The sequence below is a fragment of the Ercella succinigenes genome (genome assembly GCF_900002895.1).
Map to the genome: position 1 here is coordinate 111,882 of NZ_CDHP01000001.1, position 14,940 is coordinate 126,821.

At 35.6% G+C, this 14,940-nt stretch carries 9 protein-coding genes; 5 read left to right on the top strand and 4 right to left on the bottom strand.

Annotated features, from left to right (window positions below):
• The first annotated feature begins 6 nt into the window (after positions 1 to 6).
• From AC0KSB_RS00505 to cls, 3 genes are all read left to right on the top strand, one after another.
• A complete protein-coding gene (locus tag AC0KSB_RS00505) occupies positions 7 to 714 on the top strand; it encodes an SGNH/GDSL hydrolase family protein (RefSeq protein ID WP_472305703.1) in 708 nt (235 codons plus the stop codon).
• Between the two features lie 127 nt (positions 715 to 841).
• A complete protein-coding gene (locus tag AC0KSB_RS00510; RefSeq protein WP_472305704.1) occupies positions 842 to 2,818 on the top strand; it encodes an HD domain-containing phosphohydrolase in 1,977 nt (658 codons plus the stop codon).
• A 137-nt stretch (positions 2,819 to 2,955) separates the two neighbouring features.
• The gene (gene cls / locus AC0KSB_RS00515) at positions 2,956 to 4,491 is read left to right on the top strand and encodes a cardiolipin synthase (RefSeq protein WP_472305705.1); all 1,536 of its coding nucleotides are present in this window, start codon (positions 2,956 to 2,958) and stop codon (positions 4,489 to 4,491) included.
• A gap of 30 nt (positions 4,492 to 4,521) precedes the next feature.
• On the opposite strand, the gene AC0KSB_RS00520 is transcribed toward cls, so the two are convergent.
• Positions 4,522 to 5,202, bottom strand: a complete 681-nt coding sequence (locus AC0KSB_RS00520) for a tRNA threonylcarbamoyladenosine dehydratase (RefSeq protein WP_472305706.1) — start codon at positions 5,200 to 5,202, stop codon at positions 4,522 to 4,524.
• Positions 5,203 to 5,435: 233 nt separating this feature from the next.
• Here AC0KSB_RS00520 and AC0KSB_RS00525 point away from each other — a divergent pair, with 233 nt between their 5' ends.
• The gene (locus tag AC0KSB_RS00525; RefSeq protein WP_472305707.1) at positions 5,436 to 5,786 is read left to right on the top strand and encodes a PadR family transcriptional regulator; all 351 of its coding nucleotides are present in this window, start codon (positions 5,436 to 5,438) and stop codon (positions 5,784 to 5,786) included.
• Positions 5,786 to 6,745, top strand: coding sequence for a permease prefix domain 1-containing protein (locus AC0KSB_RS00530; RefSeq protein WP_472305708.1), 960 nt, complete (start codon positions 5,786 to 5,788; stop codon positions 6,743 to 6,745). Before AC0KSB_RS00525 ends, AC0KSB_RS00530 begins: the two co-directional genes overlap by 1 nt.
• 93 nt (positions 6,746 to 6,838) lie before the next feature.
• Here AC0KSB_RS00530 and AC0KSB_RS00535 read toward each other — a convergent pair whose 3' ends face one another.
• The 3 genes from AC0KSB_RS00535 to AC0KSB_RS00545 form a co-directional block, all read right to left on the bottom strand.
• Positions 6,839 to 13,021 carry a DUF5695 domain-containing protein gene (locus tag AC0KSB_RS00535; RefSeq protein ID WP_472305709.1) on the bottom strand — a complete coding sequence of 2,061 codons (6,183 nt, stop codon included), beginning with the start codon at positions 13,019 to 13,021 and terminating at the stop codon, positions 6,839 to 6,841.
• Between the two features lie 536 nt (positions 13,022 to 13,557).
• Positions 13,558 to 14,739: an extracellular solute-binding protein gene (locus AC0KSB_RS00540; protein ID WP_472305710.1), complete on the bottom strand. Its 1,182-nt coding sequence runs from the start codon at positions 14,737 to 14,739 to the stop codon at positions 13,558 to 13,560.
• Positions 14,740 to 14,742: 3 nt separating this feature from the next.
• The coding region (locus AC0KSB_RS00545) for a transposase (RefSeq protein ID WP_472305711.1) at positions 14,743 to 14,940 on the bottom strand (198 nt) is incomplete at its 5' end.

The window sequence follows — 14,940 nt, forward strand, 5'->3', positions numbered from 1 at the left end:
GTTATCATGGAATTACAAAAAAAAATTGCTATTTGGGGGGATTCTGTACTTAAAGGTATAGTGTTGAATCCGCAAGGCAAGTATGAGGTTCTTGAAAAAAATTGTGCAGACTCAATAAAAAATAAATTCGGCTTATCTATACAGAACAAAGCTCGTTTTGGCTGTACAATCGAAAAAGGATACAATCAGCTAAAACAAGCAATCAAAAGTGGTTTTCACTGTGATTATGTTGTGCTTGAATTCGGAGGTAATGACTGTGATTTTAAGTGGAAAGAAGTTTCTGATAATCCCAATTTCACCCATTCCCCTAGAACTTTATTGCCCCAATTTTCAAAGGTTTATCGCGAAATGATCTCCATGTTACGAAAGAACTCTATCGAACCAATTCTGGTTTCTTTGCCTCCCGTGTCGGGGGAAAAATATATAAATTATCTAGTCTCTAGAGGTCTTAGCAGGGAAAACTTACTAGAATTCCTCGGTGATTATAACATGATATATCGTTTTCATGAATTATACTCCCTTTATGTTACTAAGCTTGCACATCAGGAAAATTGCATTTATGCACCTGTCAGAGAAGAATTCTTAAAACAGTGGCATCAACCAGATTATTTATGCGCTGATGGTATTCACCCTAACTCAAAAGGCCATGCTCTTATGCAAAAAGTCTTTGAAAATCTTACTGTTGAAATGCAAAAAAAGGTCTACGCCTATTAAAATTTGTTTCTCGTTTATGCAAAGTGGCAAATTTAACTTAAATACAGCAAAATTTCTTAAGTTATGACGTTTATGATCGATATTATCAGCAGTATCATTTGATGAAAAAGATGGGACACATATCTGCATGATAAAGAACAAAGCGTTTAAGAGAATCATATTCAAAAGAATAGTCGCATTTATACTACTTGCGATTATTTTTATGTTCGCATATTTAAAAAGTTTAAGTGTAATTTCTCAATCAGAGTATGAAAGCAATCTGCTTATTAATCTTTTGGGTAGACAAAGGATGCTCACGCAAAAAATGGCAAAAGATGCAAATAGAATCTACGCAATTACACAGGCTATAGAATCAGGAAATGTCGTCAGTGATGAACTCACACTAATAAACGCTCTTAAAGATACACGTGCCTCTCTTATTTCAGGCTATCAGGAATTTAATGTTGTTATTGACGGAATAATCAGAGGTGAAATCAGTATAGAAGATGCCAAGTTCAAGCTCGATCCACAGAACACGCAACTTCAAGAACTAATATCTGAAACGAATTTATACTGGCAATCTTTTGGTCAAGCTGTTAATACAGTTGTTGAAAGCAAAGAAATAGACCAGCCAACAACTCTTGCTATAAGACACATAAACGAAAATAATATGCCACTAATGCAGCTTAGCGATGATATAACCAATGTTTTGATTGATCAGAAAAATTTGGAAATCGAAAGATATCAAAGAATATCTTTTGTTATCCTGTTTACAGCCATACTAATTCTGTTATTAAGTATGGCATGGCTTTATCAGTTTATCATATATCCTCTTGACGAACTCTATCACCAGTTATCAATCACAGGACTTGAGCAAAACACCCGAAAAAAATATAGGCTTCCTATCGGGAAATCTTCCCAATCCATGGTTAAAGAAGTCAGTACAGCCTTTGAAAAGTTAAGAAGTTTGATAAATCTGATTGAGAATGTCAACCAAAATGTTTCTTTTGAAGATGTTTTGAAATACATATACAAAACTTTTTCCAGTTATGTACCATATTCGTACATAGGAATTGCTTTATTAAAAGAAAAAGATACAGTGCTTGAGGCTGCATATACTATTTCAGATGATAGTCTAAAACATCTTCAGCAAAAAATGGACGGAGTTCGAACCAAGGTTGAAGAAAGCAGTCTAAAAGAAGTATTAATTAGTGGTAAAGCAAGATTAATAAATAACTATGGCAAATTTCTAAAGGACAGGCCAGTCACAAATTATTCCGAGTATGTATATAATGCTGGTATCAGATCATCAATCACTCTTCCCATACAAAGCAACGATAAACCGCTGGGCGTGATATTTTTTTCCAGCACCGAAAAGAACGCATATAATTCTTCGCATCTTGCATTCCTAAAAACACTTACCAATAGTCTTGCGATCAGTTTTGAAAAAAGTATATTTATAAACCAATTGCTTTACAGTTCCATTCTAGCCATGGCAAGATTAACAGAAGCGCGGGATGAAGATACAGGAGATCATCTCGAAAGAATCAAATCCTACACCCGTGCACTTGCAATCTGGTTACGTGACGCTGGTTATTACAGTGATATTTTAACCACTTCATATATTAATGATTTATCCAGATTCAGCCCTCTTCACGACATAGGCAAAGTAGGAATTCGTGATGGCATCTTATTAAAACCAGGCAAACTAACAGAAGAAGAATTTGCAGAAATGAAAAAACATACAGAATATGGTGCAGATGTTTTAAATGCTGCTGAGCAACAAATGAAGAAAACAGGCCGCAGCATGTTCAAAATTGGTATAGAAATTGTCAGCGGACATCATGAAAAGTGGGATGGCAGTGGTTATCCTTATGGACTAAAGGAATTTGAAATTCCCTTATCTGCAAGAATTGTATCTATTGTAGATGTTTTTGATGCCTTGACGAGCAAAAGACCTTATAAAGAAGAATATCCACTTTACAAAGCAGTAAAAATCATGTCAGAAGGACGAGCAAAGCACTTTGATCCTGAAATTCTGGATGTTTTTTTAGCTGATCTTATCAGACTTGAAGAAACATTTAATATAATTAGAGAGAAATCAGAAGTACTAAGTTTCTACTAATCAATTGTCATAAAAAGAGAAACTTGTCCAGCTTGAACTATTTGAGAGAAAAAAGTACAATGATCTGGATATAATAATTAATCTGCGGGTACAGCTTATTTATTTTGAGGTAGAAGGCTTGACTTCAAAGGTGAATCATGAAAAAATTATTACAATTTTTACTTCATAGGGTTGTTCTGGTAAGTTTGCTGATACTTGTACAGATCATAATTCTTATTACGGTTATAATTCGTTTTAATACTTATTTTATTTGGTTTTATTGGTTTTCTTTATTTATCAGTCTGCTAGTAAGTCTTTTCATTATGCATGGAAAAAGCAATCCGGCTTATAAACTTGCCTGGATTGTACCAATACTTTTATTTCCGGTTTTTGGAGGTTTATTTTATATTGTTTTTGGAAACAATAAATTAAGCAAACGCGACATCGAAAAAATGAAAAGCGTCGAGCAGCAGATGATACGTACTCTTTCAGAGAAAGAACAAGTTGTTGAAGCCATGGCTCTTGTGCATCCTTCCGCAGCAAATCAGGCCAGATACATTGCCAGATATGCCTATAGTCCACTTTATCAGTTCAGTAAAACAGAATATCTGCCGCAGGGAGAGATTCAATTTGAAAGAATGGTAAAAGCTCTGGAAAAAGCAGAAAAATTTATTTTTATGGAATATTTTATAATAAGCGAAGGATATATGTGGCAAACAGTTCTGGATATTCTTGTCAGAAAGGCTAGACAAGGCATTGAAGTCAGACTGATATATGATGATTTCGGTTGTGTTATGACCCTTCCATATCAGTATGATAGATACTTGCGTTCTCTCGGTATTCAATGTGCAATCTTCAACCCCATAAAACCTTTATTATCGAAGAGATTTAACACGAGGGATCATAGAAAAATATGTGTTATCGATGGTCATACCGGTTTTACAGGCGGCGCTAATCTTGCAGATGAATATATAAACAAGAAGGAAAGATTCGGTCACTGGAAAGATACAGGCATCATGATAGAAGGCGATGCTGTATGGAGTCTAACGGTAATGTTTCTAAGCATGTGGGATTATATACATGGTATAAGTGAAGATATTTTCCAATATAAATTAAAATCAACTTCTGATTGCGAGTATATTCAAGATGGCTTTGTGCAGCCATTTGCCGATAATCCTCTTGATAACGAACCGGTCGGGGAAACAGTATATCTAAATCTGATAAGCAAAGCACGCCATTATATTTATATTAGTACACCGTACCTTATAATTGACAACGAAATGATGGTGGCACTAACATCGGCTGCTAAATCAGGAGTAATAGTGTGTATCATTACTCCACATATACCGGACAAATGGTATGTTCATGCTGTGACAAGAGCTAATTATGATAATTTGCTGGAAAGCGGAGTAAAAATATATGAATACACACCAGGATTTATCCATGCCAAAAGCTTTGTTGTTGATGATATTTATGGTGTAGTAGGTACAATAAATCTTGATTATCGCAGTCTTTTTCTTCATTTTGAATGTGCTACTTGGCTGTATCGCACTAACAGTATAATGCAAATGAAACAAGACTATGAGGACACTTTGAAAAAATGCAATCAGATAACTCTGGAAGATTGTCGAAACATCCCCTTTGTCAGACGTTTTGGACGAGCTTTGTTAAAACTTTTTGCACCTTTGATGTAGCGATTTTGCAGTTTAATAATAGATTTCAAATCATTCTATAAGGCTTCTAATAACCTCTCCTGCCAAAGCAAGTCCGGCTACCGGCGGCACAAAGGAAATACTAGCAGGAAATTCTTGTCCAGAGATTTTCTTTGGCTCTTCTTTTGAAAAAACCACTTTCAGAGCTTTTACATTTCTTTTTTTCAATTCTCGCCGCATAACTCTACACAGTGGACAGACTGAAGTATTGTAAATATCTGTAATTTCAAAACGAAGAGGATCTAGTTTGTTTCCTGTGCCCATCGAACTGATAATAGGAATATTTAAATTCTCTGACTGTAAAACAAGTTCTATTTTTGCAGTAACATTATCTATTGCATCTATAATATAATCTATACCTGTTCTTAATATTTCAGTATTTCCCGGCAGAAAAAATTCCTGATGTGCTTCTATTTCTATTTCTGGATTGATTGTTAGCAAACGTTCTTTTGCAACTTCTACCTTTGCTTTTCCAATATTGTTTGTTGTAGCAATCAATTGTCTATTCAGATTTGAAATGCTGACAACATCGTGATCAATCAATATTAATTTCCCAACTCCACAGCGGGCTAATGCTTCAACGACATATGAACCAACTCCGCCTAAGCCAAATACAGCAACACAAGCCGATTTTAATTTCAATAAACCTTCTGAACCAATTAACATTTCTGTTCTACTAAAAGCATGCTCCATTTTAATTCTCCACTAATGTTTTTACAATTTTGATTGTATTTTTTCTGTGAATATACTATAAGATATTTTCTTGAACCATCTATCTCATACTATCTCAAAAATTTTTAGACAATTACAATTTAGAATTATACTGCTAAAATTTTTCTTTAACAAACTACTTCACCTGTCGTAGTAAATATGATATTATACAATTACTACGACAGATAAAGTAAATGGCAAAGGAGGAGCATTGTATGATCAGCAGCGATGTTATGCGTGGGTATCACGATACAATTGTACTGTTTCTCCTTCTTGATAAACCTTCTTATGGCTATGAGATTTCCAAACAAATTAAACTTATTTCAAAGGGAAAATATATTGTTAAAGAAACAACCTTGTACTCAACTTTTAATAGATTAGAAAAAAACGGATATATTGAATCTTTTTCTGGGAAAGAAACTTTTGGGAAACCAAGGACATACTATCAGATTACAGAAAAAGGAAGATTCTATTATCAAACCAAGTGCAAAGAATGGATCGTAATACAGGAAGTAATAAGTAATTTTGTTATAAATGACACGAGCAGTATAAAGGGGGAATCTTAATGGAGACAATTATTAATTATCTTGAAAATGTATTTGCAACATTACCCAAAACACCTCAATTATTAAATGCGAGGCAGGATTTGCAAACAAACATGCTGGAAAAGTATCAAGAATTAAAGGAGTCTGGCAAGAGCGAAAACGAAGCAGTTGGTCAGGTTATTGCCGAATTTGGAAATATAGAGGAATTACTTGAATCAATCGGCTTTGAACACATAAACGATGACTCTAATGTTCAAATTGTGGATATTGAAGAAGCAAAAAACTATATCAAAGCCAAAAACCAAAGCAGTATATTAAACGGCATAGGCGTTTTTCTTTGTATTATAGGTGCATCAATGTTAATCTCCGCAGACGAAATATTATCATTTTCAAGCTGGTCTAATTTAGATTTTGGCTACGGTGCAGGTCTGGGAATTATACCTTTACTGGTTTTAGTAGCAATAGCAGTAGGACTTTTTATTTTTGGCGGCGTATTAATGGAAAAATACAAATATTTAGAAAATAATTTTTCACTCTCTGAAAAGGCACAAAAATATGTACTCGACCAAAAAGCAAAGTATACACCACTACATACTTTATTGATTATCATTGGTGTTATGCTATGTATATTATCACCTATTCCCTTATTCATTTCATCAACAATCACTAATGATTATTCAACTTTAGGAATTTCTATTTTATTAGTCATTGTAAGTATTGCTGTTTTGTTTTTTATTATAGGAGGAAGCCGTCAGGAGGCATATAAACAATTATTGCAGATTGATGAATATAAACCCCAAAAATCAGAAAATAAAACATTAGGTGTAGTTGCCAGTATAATATGGCCTCTTGCTGTAATAATTTTTCTTTGCTTAGGATTTATTTTTGATTTATGGCATATTTCATGGATAGTCTTCCCTATAACAGGTATATTATACGGCATGTTTTGTGCTGTATATAGTGCTGTTACAAAAGACTAAAATTACACATATGATTGTCTTTTTTTGAAAAGGAGTCATCTCACTTTATTGTAAGATGACTCCCTATTTTTGAGGATCATAACCAAGATTTATTTAGATGCCTTTCTCTTTACGTTTCATATAAATTCTAAATCCACCAATTAATCCAAGTATTGCTAGTATTAATATTATTGATACTTTGGCTGGTATACCGTCCTCACCCATTCTAGGCAGTTCATTATCTGATTCACCTATTGCTGTGTCTTTAGTGTCAGTTTCTTTTGTTTCTGTTTCCGCTGCCAGTTCTACAACTCCGAAAATGGAGAAGCTATCTACTTCAAATATTATTTCTCCATTTTTGACTTCACATTCCAGCAGTTCTACCGTTCCGTCATCTTTGATATGTACTATTGCTATTCGCTCAGGATCCATTCCTGCCGGCAATTCCATCGTTATTATTACTTTTGTTCCTGTTGCCGGTTGTACTTTTATTCGTCCTGATTCTGTCAATGCATTTATGTCGAACAGTAATACCTGATCAAAGTCCTCTACCAAGGTCATTATCTTTTCGAGGGCGGCTATTCCTTCATCACTTGCCTTATCAACCTGAATTATCTCTATGATCACAGCTTCTTCAAAAGCGTTTTCATCTGCTTTGGCTGTGACTTTTGTTTGCGTCTTATTTTCTACAGTCAATTCTTTTTCTATAACTTCTTCAGGTTGAGGTTTAACCGGATCAGGTGATGGTTTAGCCGGATCTGTAGGCTTGGTTGGTTCTGTTGGTTTTGGATCCGTCGGTTTCGGATCTGTTGGATCTGGATCTGTTGGATCTTTAAAATCAGCTTCTCCATAACTGTAAACTTTCCACTCAATTACACCACAACCTAAAGTTGCCGGAGTCATTATTACGCGAATTGCACGAGTTATTATGGCCTCAAAAGAAGTATGATTATACTGATTCAGAGCTACACCTAAACCCTCCGCGCCTTGAACAGAATGCCAAGCACCGGTTGTTTCACTAAGATATTCTATCCTATAACTTGCTGGTGCAAAGTTTCCACCACCATCTCTAAAGAAATAAATATCCATACTGTCAATAATATGTGGATTCTCCCAATTATACTGAATCCATGCTTCGCCGCCTTGATTACCACCAAGCCAGTTATGCCATACCCCCCTGCTCGTATCTCTCGAATGAGCTGGTTCATATCCATCATTAAGACCAGCGACACCACCTAGATCCTGAGGAGAATCGATGATTGCTGAAGGAGTGGCACTAGCAGCGACATTGCTAAGAGTTCCAGACACTACTAATACCCTTAGAGATACTTCGATATCTGTACCATCGATAATACCTTTTACATCAAAAGTTCCTGTATTTTGATATTTAATAGAAGCAATATTTTCCCATGTTACGCTACCTTGCTCGTATACACCATCCGAATAGAGAACGCTGATCTGTACTGGCAGCACAGGAGCATTACCAACACTGGTAATTACAGATCCGCCAATTCCGTCTATAATTGTACGTTCTTCTGTGCTTCCAAATTCATTTTGTATTTCTTCATCAGACATCACATATGATTTAACAACAAAATTATCAACGATTCCTTCTAAGAAAGGATTCGATTCTACAGATGATCTACCTATTAAATATCTTTCTTGAGCAGTATCAATTTCAGACATTACCAAACCTGTAGCAGTAAGTTCAGCTTTTTTCAAACCATCAATATACAGCGCATAATTATCTCCATCAGCTGTCATAGCAATGTTTTTCCAAAAACCACTAGCAAATAACATTCCTGATTTGGCTGTTTGCCCATTGACTGTCATAGATACTTCGTTACCATCTACAAATTCAACAACGAGATTACTACCAAATTCAAATATTGTAGTTTTATTAAGCTGATTACCAGACAATTTTACATCTATAGAAACTGTTGCTTCCGTTAGATTTTTTGTAACTATTGCTGGTAGCTCAACGTAACCACCTGCTATTCTACCTGTATAGTTCATGCCTTTGCCATCTTTGCCATCTGACGACAATTTACTATTTATATCAACATACGCATCTATAGAACCTTGATTTGAACTAACATGGAATTTACGGAATCCATGTATAACTTCAAAATCCAAGTCCACCAATACATCTGGCAATTCAGAATTCGGCTCCACTGTAACGGCCATCTCTTTTGCAGAAGATAACTCGCCATCATCAGCGGTAAACCTAAATACATATTGACCCACTTTATCAAAAGTCACATCCGTAATATGTCTTTGTGGAGTTGATATATTCACGATAGAATTTTCAGGGCTGCTTACTAATTCCCACTGATAAGTTAATGTAGAGTTGACATATCCATCATCTGTTGCGTCTGCTTCTAATCGAGCCTTATCAGAAATAGCAACAGTCATCTCATCTTCCATTATTATAACAGGAGCAACATTATCTAGTGCCGGGCCAGCTTTAATCTCAACATTCGCTGTTGCTGCTGCTGGAAGAGGCATCCTGATTCTGGAAGTTTCGCCTGTTACCGCTTGGAAACTACTAGTAAGTATTCCATTAACAAAAACTTGATATGATCCTGGTAAGAGCCCTCTTATTTCAGCATCTGTTGTATGAGCCGTTTGTTCGAGATTCTTTACAGTTAATTCAATTGAAGTATTATCTTTAGCAACTTTTGCTTCTGTATACTGATCTCTATCAAGTTCAATATAAAGTTCTTGATTAATAAAATTCAATCTTGTGAAAAGTCCATCAAGTGGTTTAACTGTGTATATTTCATCAATTTCTGTTACTTCACAACCATAGCCAAACAAACCAAATACCGGGTCAACAACAACGTCTGATGATAAAATCATCAAAGCTCCAAAAAGACCCAAATCAGCTTCACCTGCCATTTGTCTCCAACCATTGTGAAGATCTCCACCGCCTGTACCCTGTCCGCCAAGATTACCCATTTCTGCTTGATATGTCCAAGAAATGCTACCTAAATTTGCAGGATCTGCATCTATTTGTCCTGAGTTGATGCAAGTAATATTTGCCAATTTGGCAGCATAATTTACTCGAGAAGCCTCTGCTCTCTCAGTACTTGTCCAACCATTATCTTGAACCCTCAACCAGTCATCCATCGTGTACCCTGCAAGAGCAGCGGTATATTGGAACTGCCACCAGTTCTCACCACAAATGGTCACAGGACTTGCATAATGATACCAAATTGGTTCTAAACCACGACAAGCTCTGGTTTTCAGATTAATCCTTGACATAATTCTATAAGCATTTTCTGTATCAGTATCACTTTGCATTTTAGCTAAAGTATATACGGATTCCTCACCGGTATTGTCAAATGTATACTCAGAACCATATGGATATTTAGTATTTTTGAAATTATTGTATTTTCCATCCATCATAACTCTGATATTATCAGCCTGAGCATAGAAACCTTCTTTTTCAAGTGCTGCAATAATATCAGGAGTTGTAAGTTCTCCCATCAATCCTGTATGCCAGTTATATGCAACACCCTTGCCATTGTACAAAGCATCAAAAATTCCATAAGCTCTTAAAAGATAAGTTGTCGCTTCTTCCTCATATTCAATCATATCAGGATATTTTGAAGCAATTTTATACATCGAAAAATAAGTGTTATAAATATGAGGATATGCATAACCTCTATATGTCGGCGATGCATTAGGAGCTATCATCAAGAAATTATGAACAAGATAATCCTTGTGATGTTCACGCATAAGGTTATTCCAGATAGCAATATCCAGATATTCATCAACCGCTTTTATTTGATCAGATACAGGAAGATAAACATTTTTCTCTGCCAGGAACTGTCCATGGGTAAGACCCCAGTCATCCCCCCAGCCCCAGTAATTTTTTTTCCAATATGTGGGATCCGTTTCTCCTCGCTTGTTTTTTGTATTCATCATCCAGTCATCAAAGACCTTGTCTCCAACCTGACCTGGTAGATCCCACTGAGTATGCTCTACCATAAAATCAGAATGCAAATCAAGAGCAGTCGCGACATCGTCCATCATATAAAATTGAAGAACAGTCTGCTTTGGTGCACCTTCTACAATATAGTTAACAATTACATTATTATGTCCAAGATCACCAAATTTCACATCATATATATGATACTGTTCACCATTATGCGTTACAGTTTTATCATATCTTACATATGTGTTTTCATCAGTTTTATTGCATGGCAAGTTATTTGAAATAGTATTAGGATTCCCAGCATGTAAACCGTTTTCATGAGGGCACTCTATATCGAAGCTAATATCATCTTTACTTATAGGTGTATGGAGATAGAGTTTCCCTGGCATGTTAATTGAATAAGTCATCCCAGGTACAGAAACAGTATCCAGAATATTTTCTTCATATAAAGTTGACTTCATATCAGCTTCATCCATTGCTACGCTAAAGTTAAATGCATAGAGTTTAGATTCAGCTGGAGCAAGCTCAAGCTTGGTATTTTCTAGATATCCTCTATTTGTTTTCTTAATATAGTCAGAATGAATATAGAAAACATTCAAACCATTTGCCCAGCCATTTTGATCCTGGCACCATGCTCTCTCGTCGGCAGCTCTTTCAACAGTCCTCCAGTGATCTTGATATTCAAAACCTGCACCTGTCGATACATCTGGAGTCATTAATAAAAATCTACCAATACCACTTGGTCTTGTAATATATATGTAAGATGAATCCTTTCCTACAAAGCTATGATCAAGAACTCTCGTCTCATAGATTTCCTCACCCCCCGGCCAAATTTCATTAAAAGGAAGTGGCAAACCAAAATCACCGACAGTTAGTGTTTCATCATTTGTATTAAATACTTCAATTTCCCAGCGTAATTTATCACCTACCAAAGAGTAAGTCTCAACAACCTTAAAATCTTTAATGGCTTTTTCGTTTTGCGAATCTTCGTAAGTAATAACTATTTTATTGTCAATTAATTCTATATTTCTAACATCATCAGATCTACTTGTATATTGTTCAGAATAATTCTGCTGATCACCAACTTTTACACTAAACATTAATTCTCCAAACCATTGATGGGCAGGAGTATCCTGTTGTCTAGCATTATTAGCATTCATAACATAATTAGTTGGGAATTCATCATTTTGAATTCTCAATGTAGTAATCTGACCATATGCTCCAGTTTCAATATAAAAATGGGAATTTTCCATTCTATATCCGCCTGGAATTGAAGTTATTCTAGCTTCCTCACCAAGATCAGGTTCTGCTAAAATTCCCCAAACCTGCCATTCTTTAATACCCACTCCATTAGCAGGACTTTGTGGAGTGAAATCAAGCTTAAGCTGTCTAGTTACTATAGATTCTTCAAAGCTTATCTCATTAAACTGATCAATAACTATTTCATCACCAGCAATAGTCTTGACTTCAACCCAATCACCAATTTCAGAATCATAATAAGATACAGATATTTCAGAAGGTTTAGGAATTCCACCTCCATCTGAGAATACATATATGCCTGTTTTGGATATTGTTGCATCAGCATTCCAATCGTACTGCACATATGCATCAATATCTTTATGATTCCAGTTATGCCAAAAATCATTAGGCGTAACATGAGAATTGATTGGATCAATATTGTTATTTAATGCAGCTAATCCGCCTCCATCATTTACATAATCAGTACTTCCAGAAGCAGTTGCCGCTAAGGCAATATTTTCCGGCGTCCAATTTCCCCAGACCTGCCATCTGTGAATCGAACAGAAATTATCCGCAGGATTTCTTACCATAATCATACGAAGAACTTTGGTTGTTATTTCTGAATCAAACTCTAAGAGATTGTATTGATCAGGCAACTGTGCAGCCATTACATCACTATCATATTCAGCAGCTGTTTGCCATTCATCATTTTCATCTTTATACTGTAATGTCATGCTGACTGGAATTCTATTTGCCCAAGCTCCATCAGACATCCAGTATATGGACATGGCATCAATTGTTACATCTTTAACCCAGTCATATTGAACCCAAGAGGTTCCATCTTCACTTGAAAGACCATAATCATGCCATGAACCAGCTGGGGAACTAGAACTGGTAGGCACATGCCCATTATTTAGATTAGTAGCTAATATCCCCCATTCTGGTCGCTCTCCACTTGCACTTGCCATTGCTTCAAGAGCAATGTCATTTGTTCTGTTTTTCATCTCTTCTGCCTGCATCCTTATTGAAACAGGAACTAAAGCGATTACCATAGCAATTATCAAAATAATAGCACTTGCTTTGATAAAAACTTTCGAAGATAAAATACGTTCCATTTTAAATCTCCTTTCGACTCCTTTGAGAAAAACCACAGTACAGTTATATCATCATCTTTCAGAATAATAAAGTGCATTTTCACAATATAAGTGTATTTTTATAACATATTTTTGTTCAATTTACCCAAAAGCTAATTATTCAGTTATTTTTCTTTATTGATTTCACATTTGAGTTAAACGACAAGCGTTTTTAAATATTTTTTTGGTATTACTCTAGCTAAAAATTTATATATATAAATAGAAATAGATTTAATTTCATGAAGGATTTTATATGATCCAAGTGCATTGATAACTTCCTCTCATAACAAAAAGAGGTTGTCTCTCAAGTTTTTTCAAACTCTGAGACAGCCCCTTTTAAAGATAACAATTCTTCTCTGCCAACCGGTAATTTAGACACCTTTCTCTTTACACATAGATTCTAAATCCACCAATTAATCCAAGTATTGAAAGTATTAATATTATTGATACTTTGGCTGGTATGACATTTTCTACCATCTTTGGCGATTCATTATTCTATTGATTTGAAATCAAAAACATTATTCACGACTGTTTATCTTGTCGATATCTTGCCAGGTCAGTCGATGAGCTTCTTCGGCTGTGATTTTGCCTATGACCATGTCTGCAAAATTAGTAGATATTGATTGTGAAATATCAGGCCAGTGAACATAATTACTTCTGCTTATTCCATAGCTAAGCTGTCGGAGGAATATATCATAATTCTCATTTTCAGACCAGTAAGGAGACTGTGCAGCATTAATTTTGGGAGGGATAGCAGCTGACATCTGACAATACTTGATTAAAACATCATCCTTACTACAGTATTCCAAAAGAGCAAGGGCTCCACTGACATTTTTATCTTTGATAATTCCTAGATTTTCTCCTCCAAAAACGGATGCGTGTCTGACATCTATGGGTAATTCTGCAATACTCCATTCCAAATCTGAATTTTGCTCAAGCATGGGCATTATCCATGGTCCATTGATCATCATTGCTATTTCTCCGCGAGAAAACAACCTGCCTAGATCAACCTGTGATAAATTGATGCAATCACGAGATAGCGAACCATTTTCAATCAAATCATAGAACAACTGATACGCTCGTAAGCCTGCGTCGTCGTTCATAGAAGCGATATCAACGCCAGTAGATAAAAGAAATGGCAAAAATTGAAATGTTGCCTGCTCAAATTTCATTGCAGAAATCCCGAAACCGTATACATGTTCTGTAGTAAGAATTTTTGCCGTATTTTTTAATTCTTCCCAGTCAGAAGGCGCTCTAAGACCTGCTTCATTAAATATTTTAGTGTTATAAATCAAAGCAGCACTATTTGTGGAAAACGGAATGCCGTATATGCGATCCATATATTTAACAGACGAAAAAACTTTCTGAAAATACTCTGTTTCGTCCAGCCAATTGTTTGAGTCATCTGTTATATCCTCAAACAATCCTGTTGTAATATAAAAAATCATGTCGGGATTATCAATGAGCACAATATCTGGCAAATCATCCTGCATCAAACCTACTGAAAGACGCTTGCTGAAATCAGCCATTGGTACGTACTCCCAACTTGCTTCATATTTTTCTTGTTTTGCATTAAACCCTTGAACGATAGAATTTAGACTCTCTTTTTGGGCATCTGTTTCATAATATGTCCATAGAAGAACTGTACTATCAGAGTCAAGTCCAAAAAGTTGGTGTAAATTGTCTTCCGGTATCTGCATGAATCAGGTGACAACATGCAGGTATGCTGCTCGTTCTGCTAACGCTTCTTTTCTTGCTGTTTCTCTCTCATCAAAGTAGCGATCCATTATGAAATACTTTTTGCCGGTCAACCATTTTTCATGGTGCTCCATCAGAACTGCTCCCATCAGTCGGATAAGACTGTCATCATTGGGGAATATCCGTATAACGCGTTCCCTACG

Excerpts from the sequence above, each read along its gene's own strand:
- AC0KSB_RS00525 (WP_472305707.1), top strand. The coding sequence starts at position 5,436 with ATGATCAGCAGCGATGTTATGCGTGGGTATCACGATACAATTGTACTG.
- AC0KSB_RS00540 (WP_472305710.1), bottom strand. The coding sequence starts at position 14,739 with ATGCAGATACCGGAAGACAATTTACACCAACTTTTTGGACTTGACTCT.
- cls (WP_472305705.1), top strand. The coding sequence starts at position 2,956 with ATGAAAAAATTATTACAATTTTTACTTCATAGGGTTGTTCTGGTAAGT.
- AC0KSB_RS00530 (WP_472305708.1), top strand. The coding sequence starts at position 5,786 with ATGGAGACAATTATTAATTATCTTGAAAATGTATTTGCAACATTACCC.
- AC0KSB_RS00520 (WP_472305706.1), bottom strand. The coding sequence starts at position 5,202 with ATGGAGCATGCTTTTAGTAGAACAGAAATGTTAATTGGTTCAGAAGGT.
- AC0KSB_RS00535 (WP_472305709.1), bottom strand. The coding sequence starts at position 13,021 with ATGGAACGTATTTTATCTTCGAAAGTTTTTATCAAAGCAAGTGCTATT.
- AC0KSB_RS00505 (WP_472305703.1), top strand. The coding sequence starts at position 7 with ATGGAATTACAAAAAAAAATTGCTATTTGGGGGGATTCTGTACTTAAA.
- AC0KSB_RS00510 (WP_472305704.1), top strand. The coding sequence starts at position 842 with ATGATAAAGAACAAAGCGTTTAAGAGAATCATATTCAAAAGAATAGTC.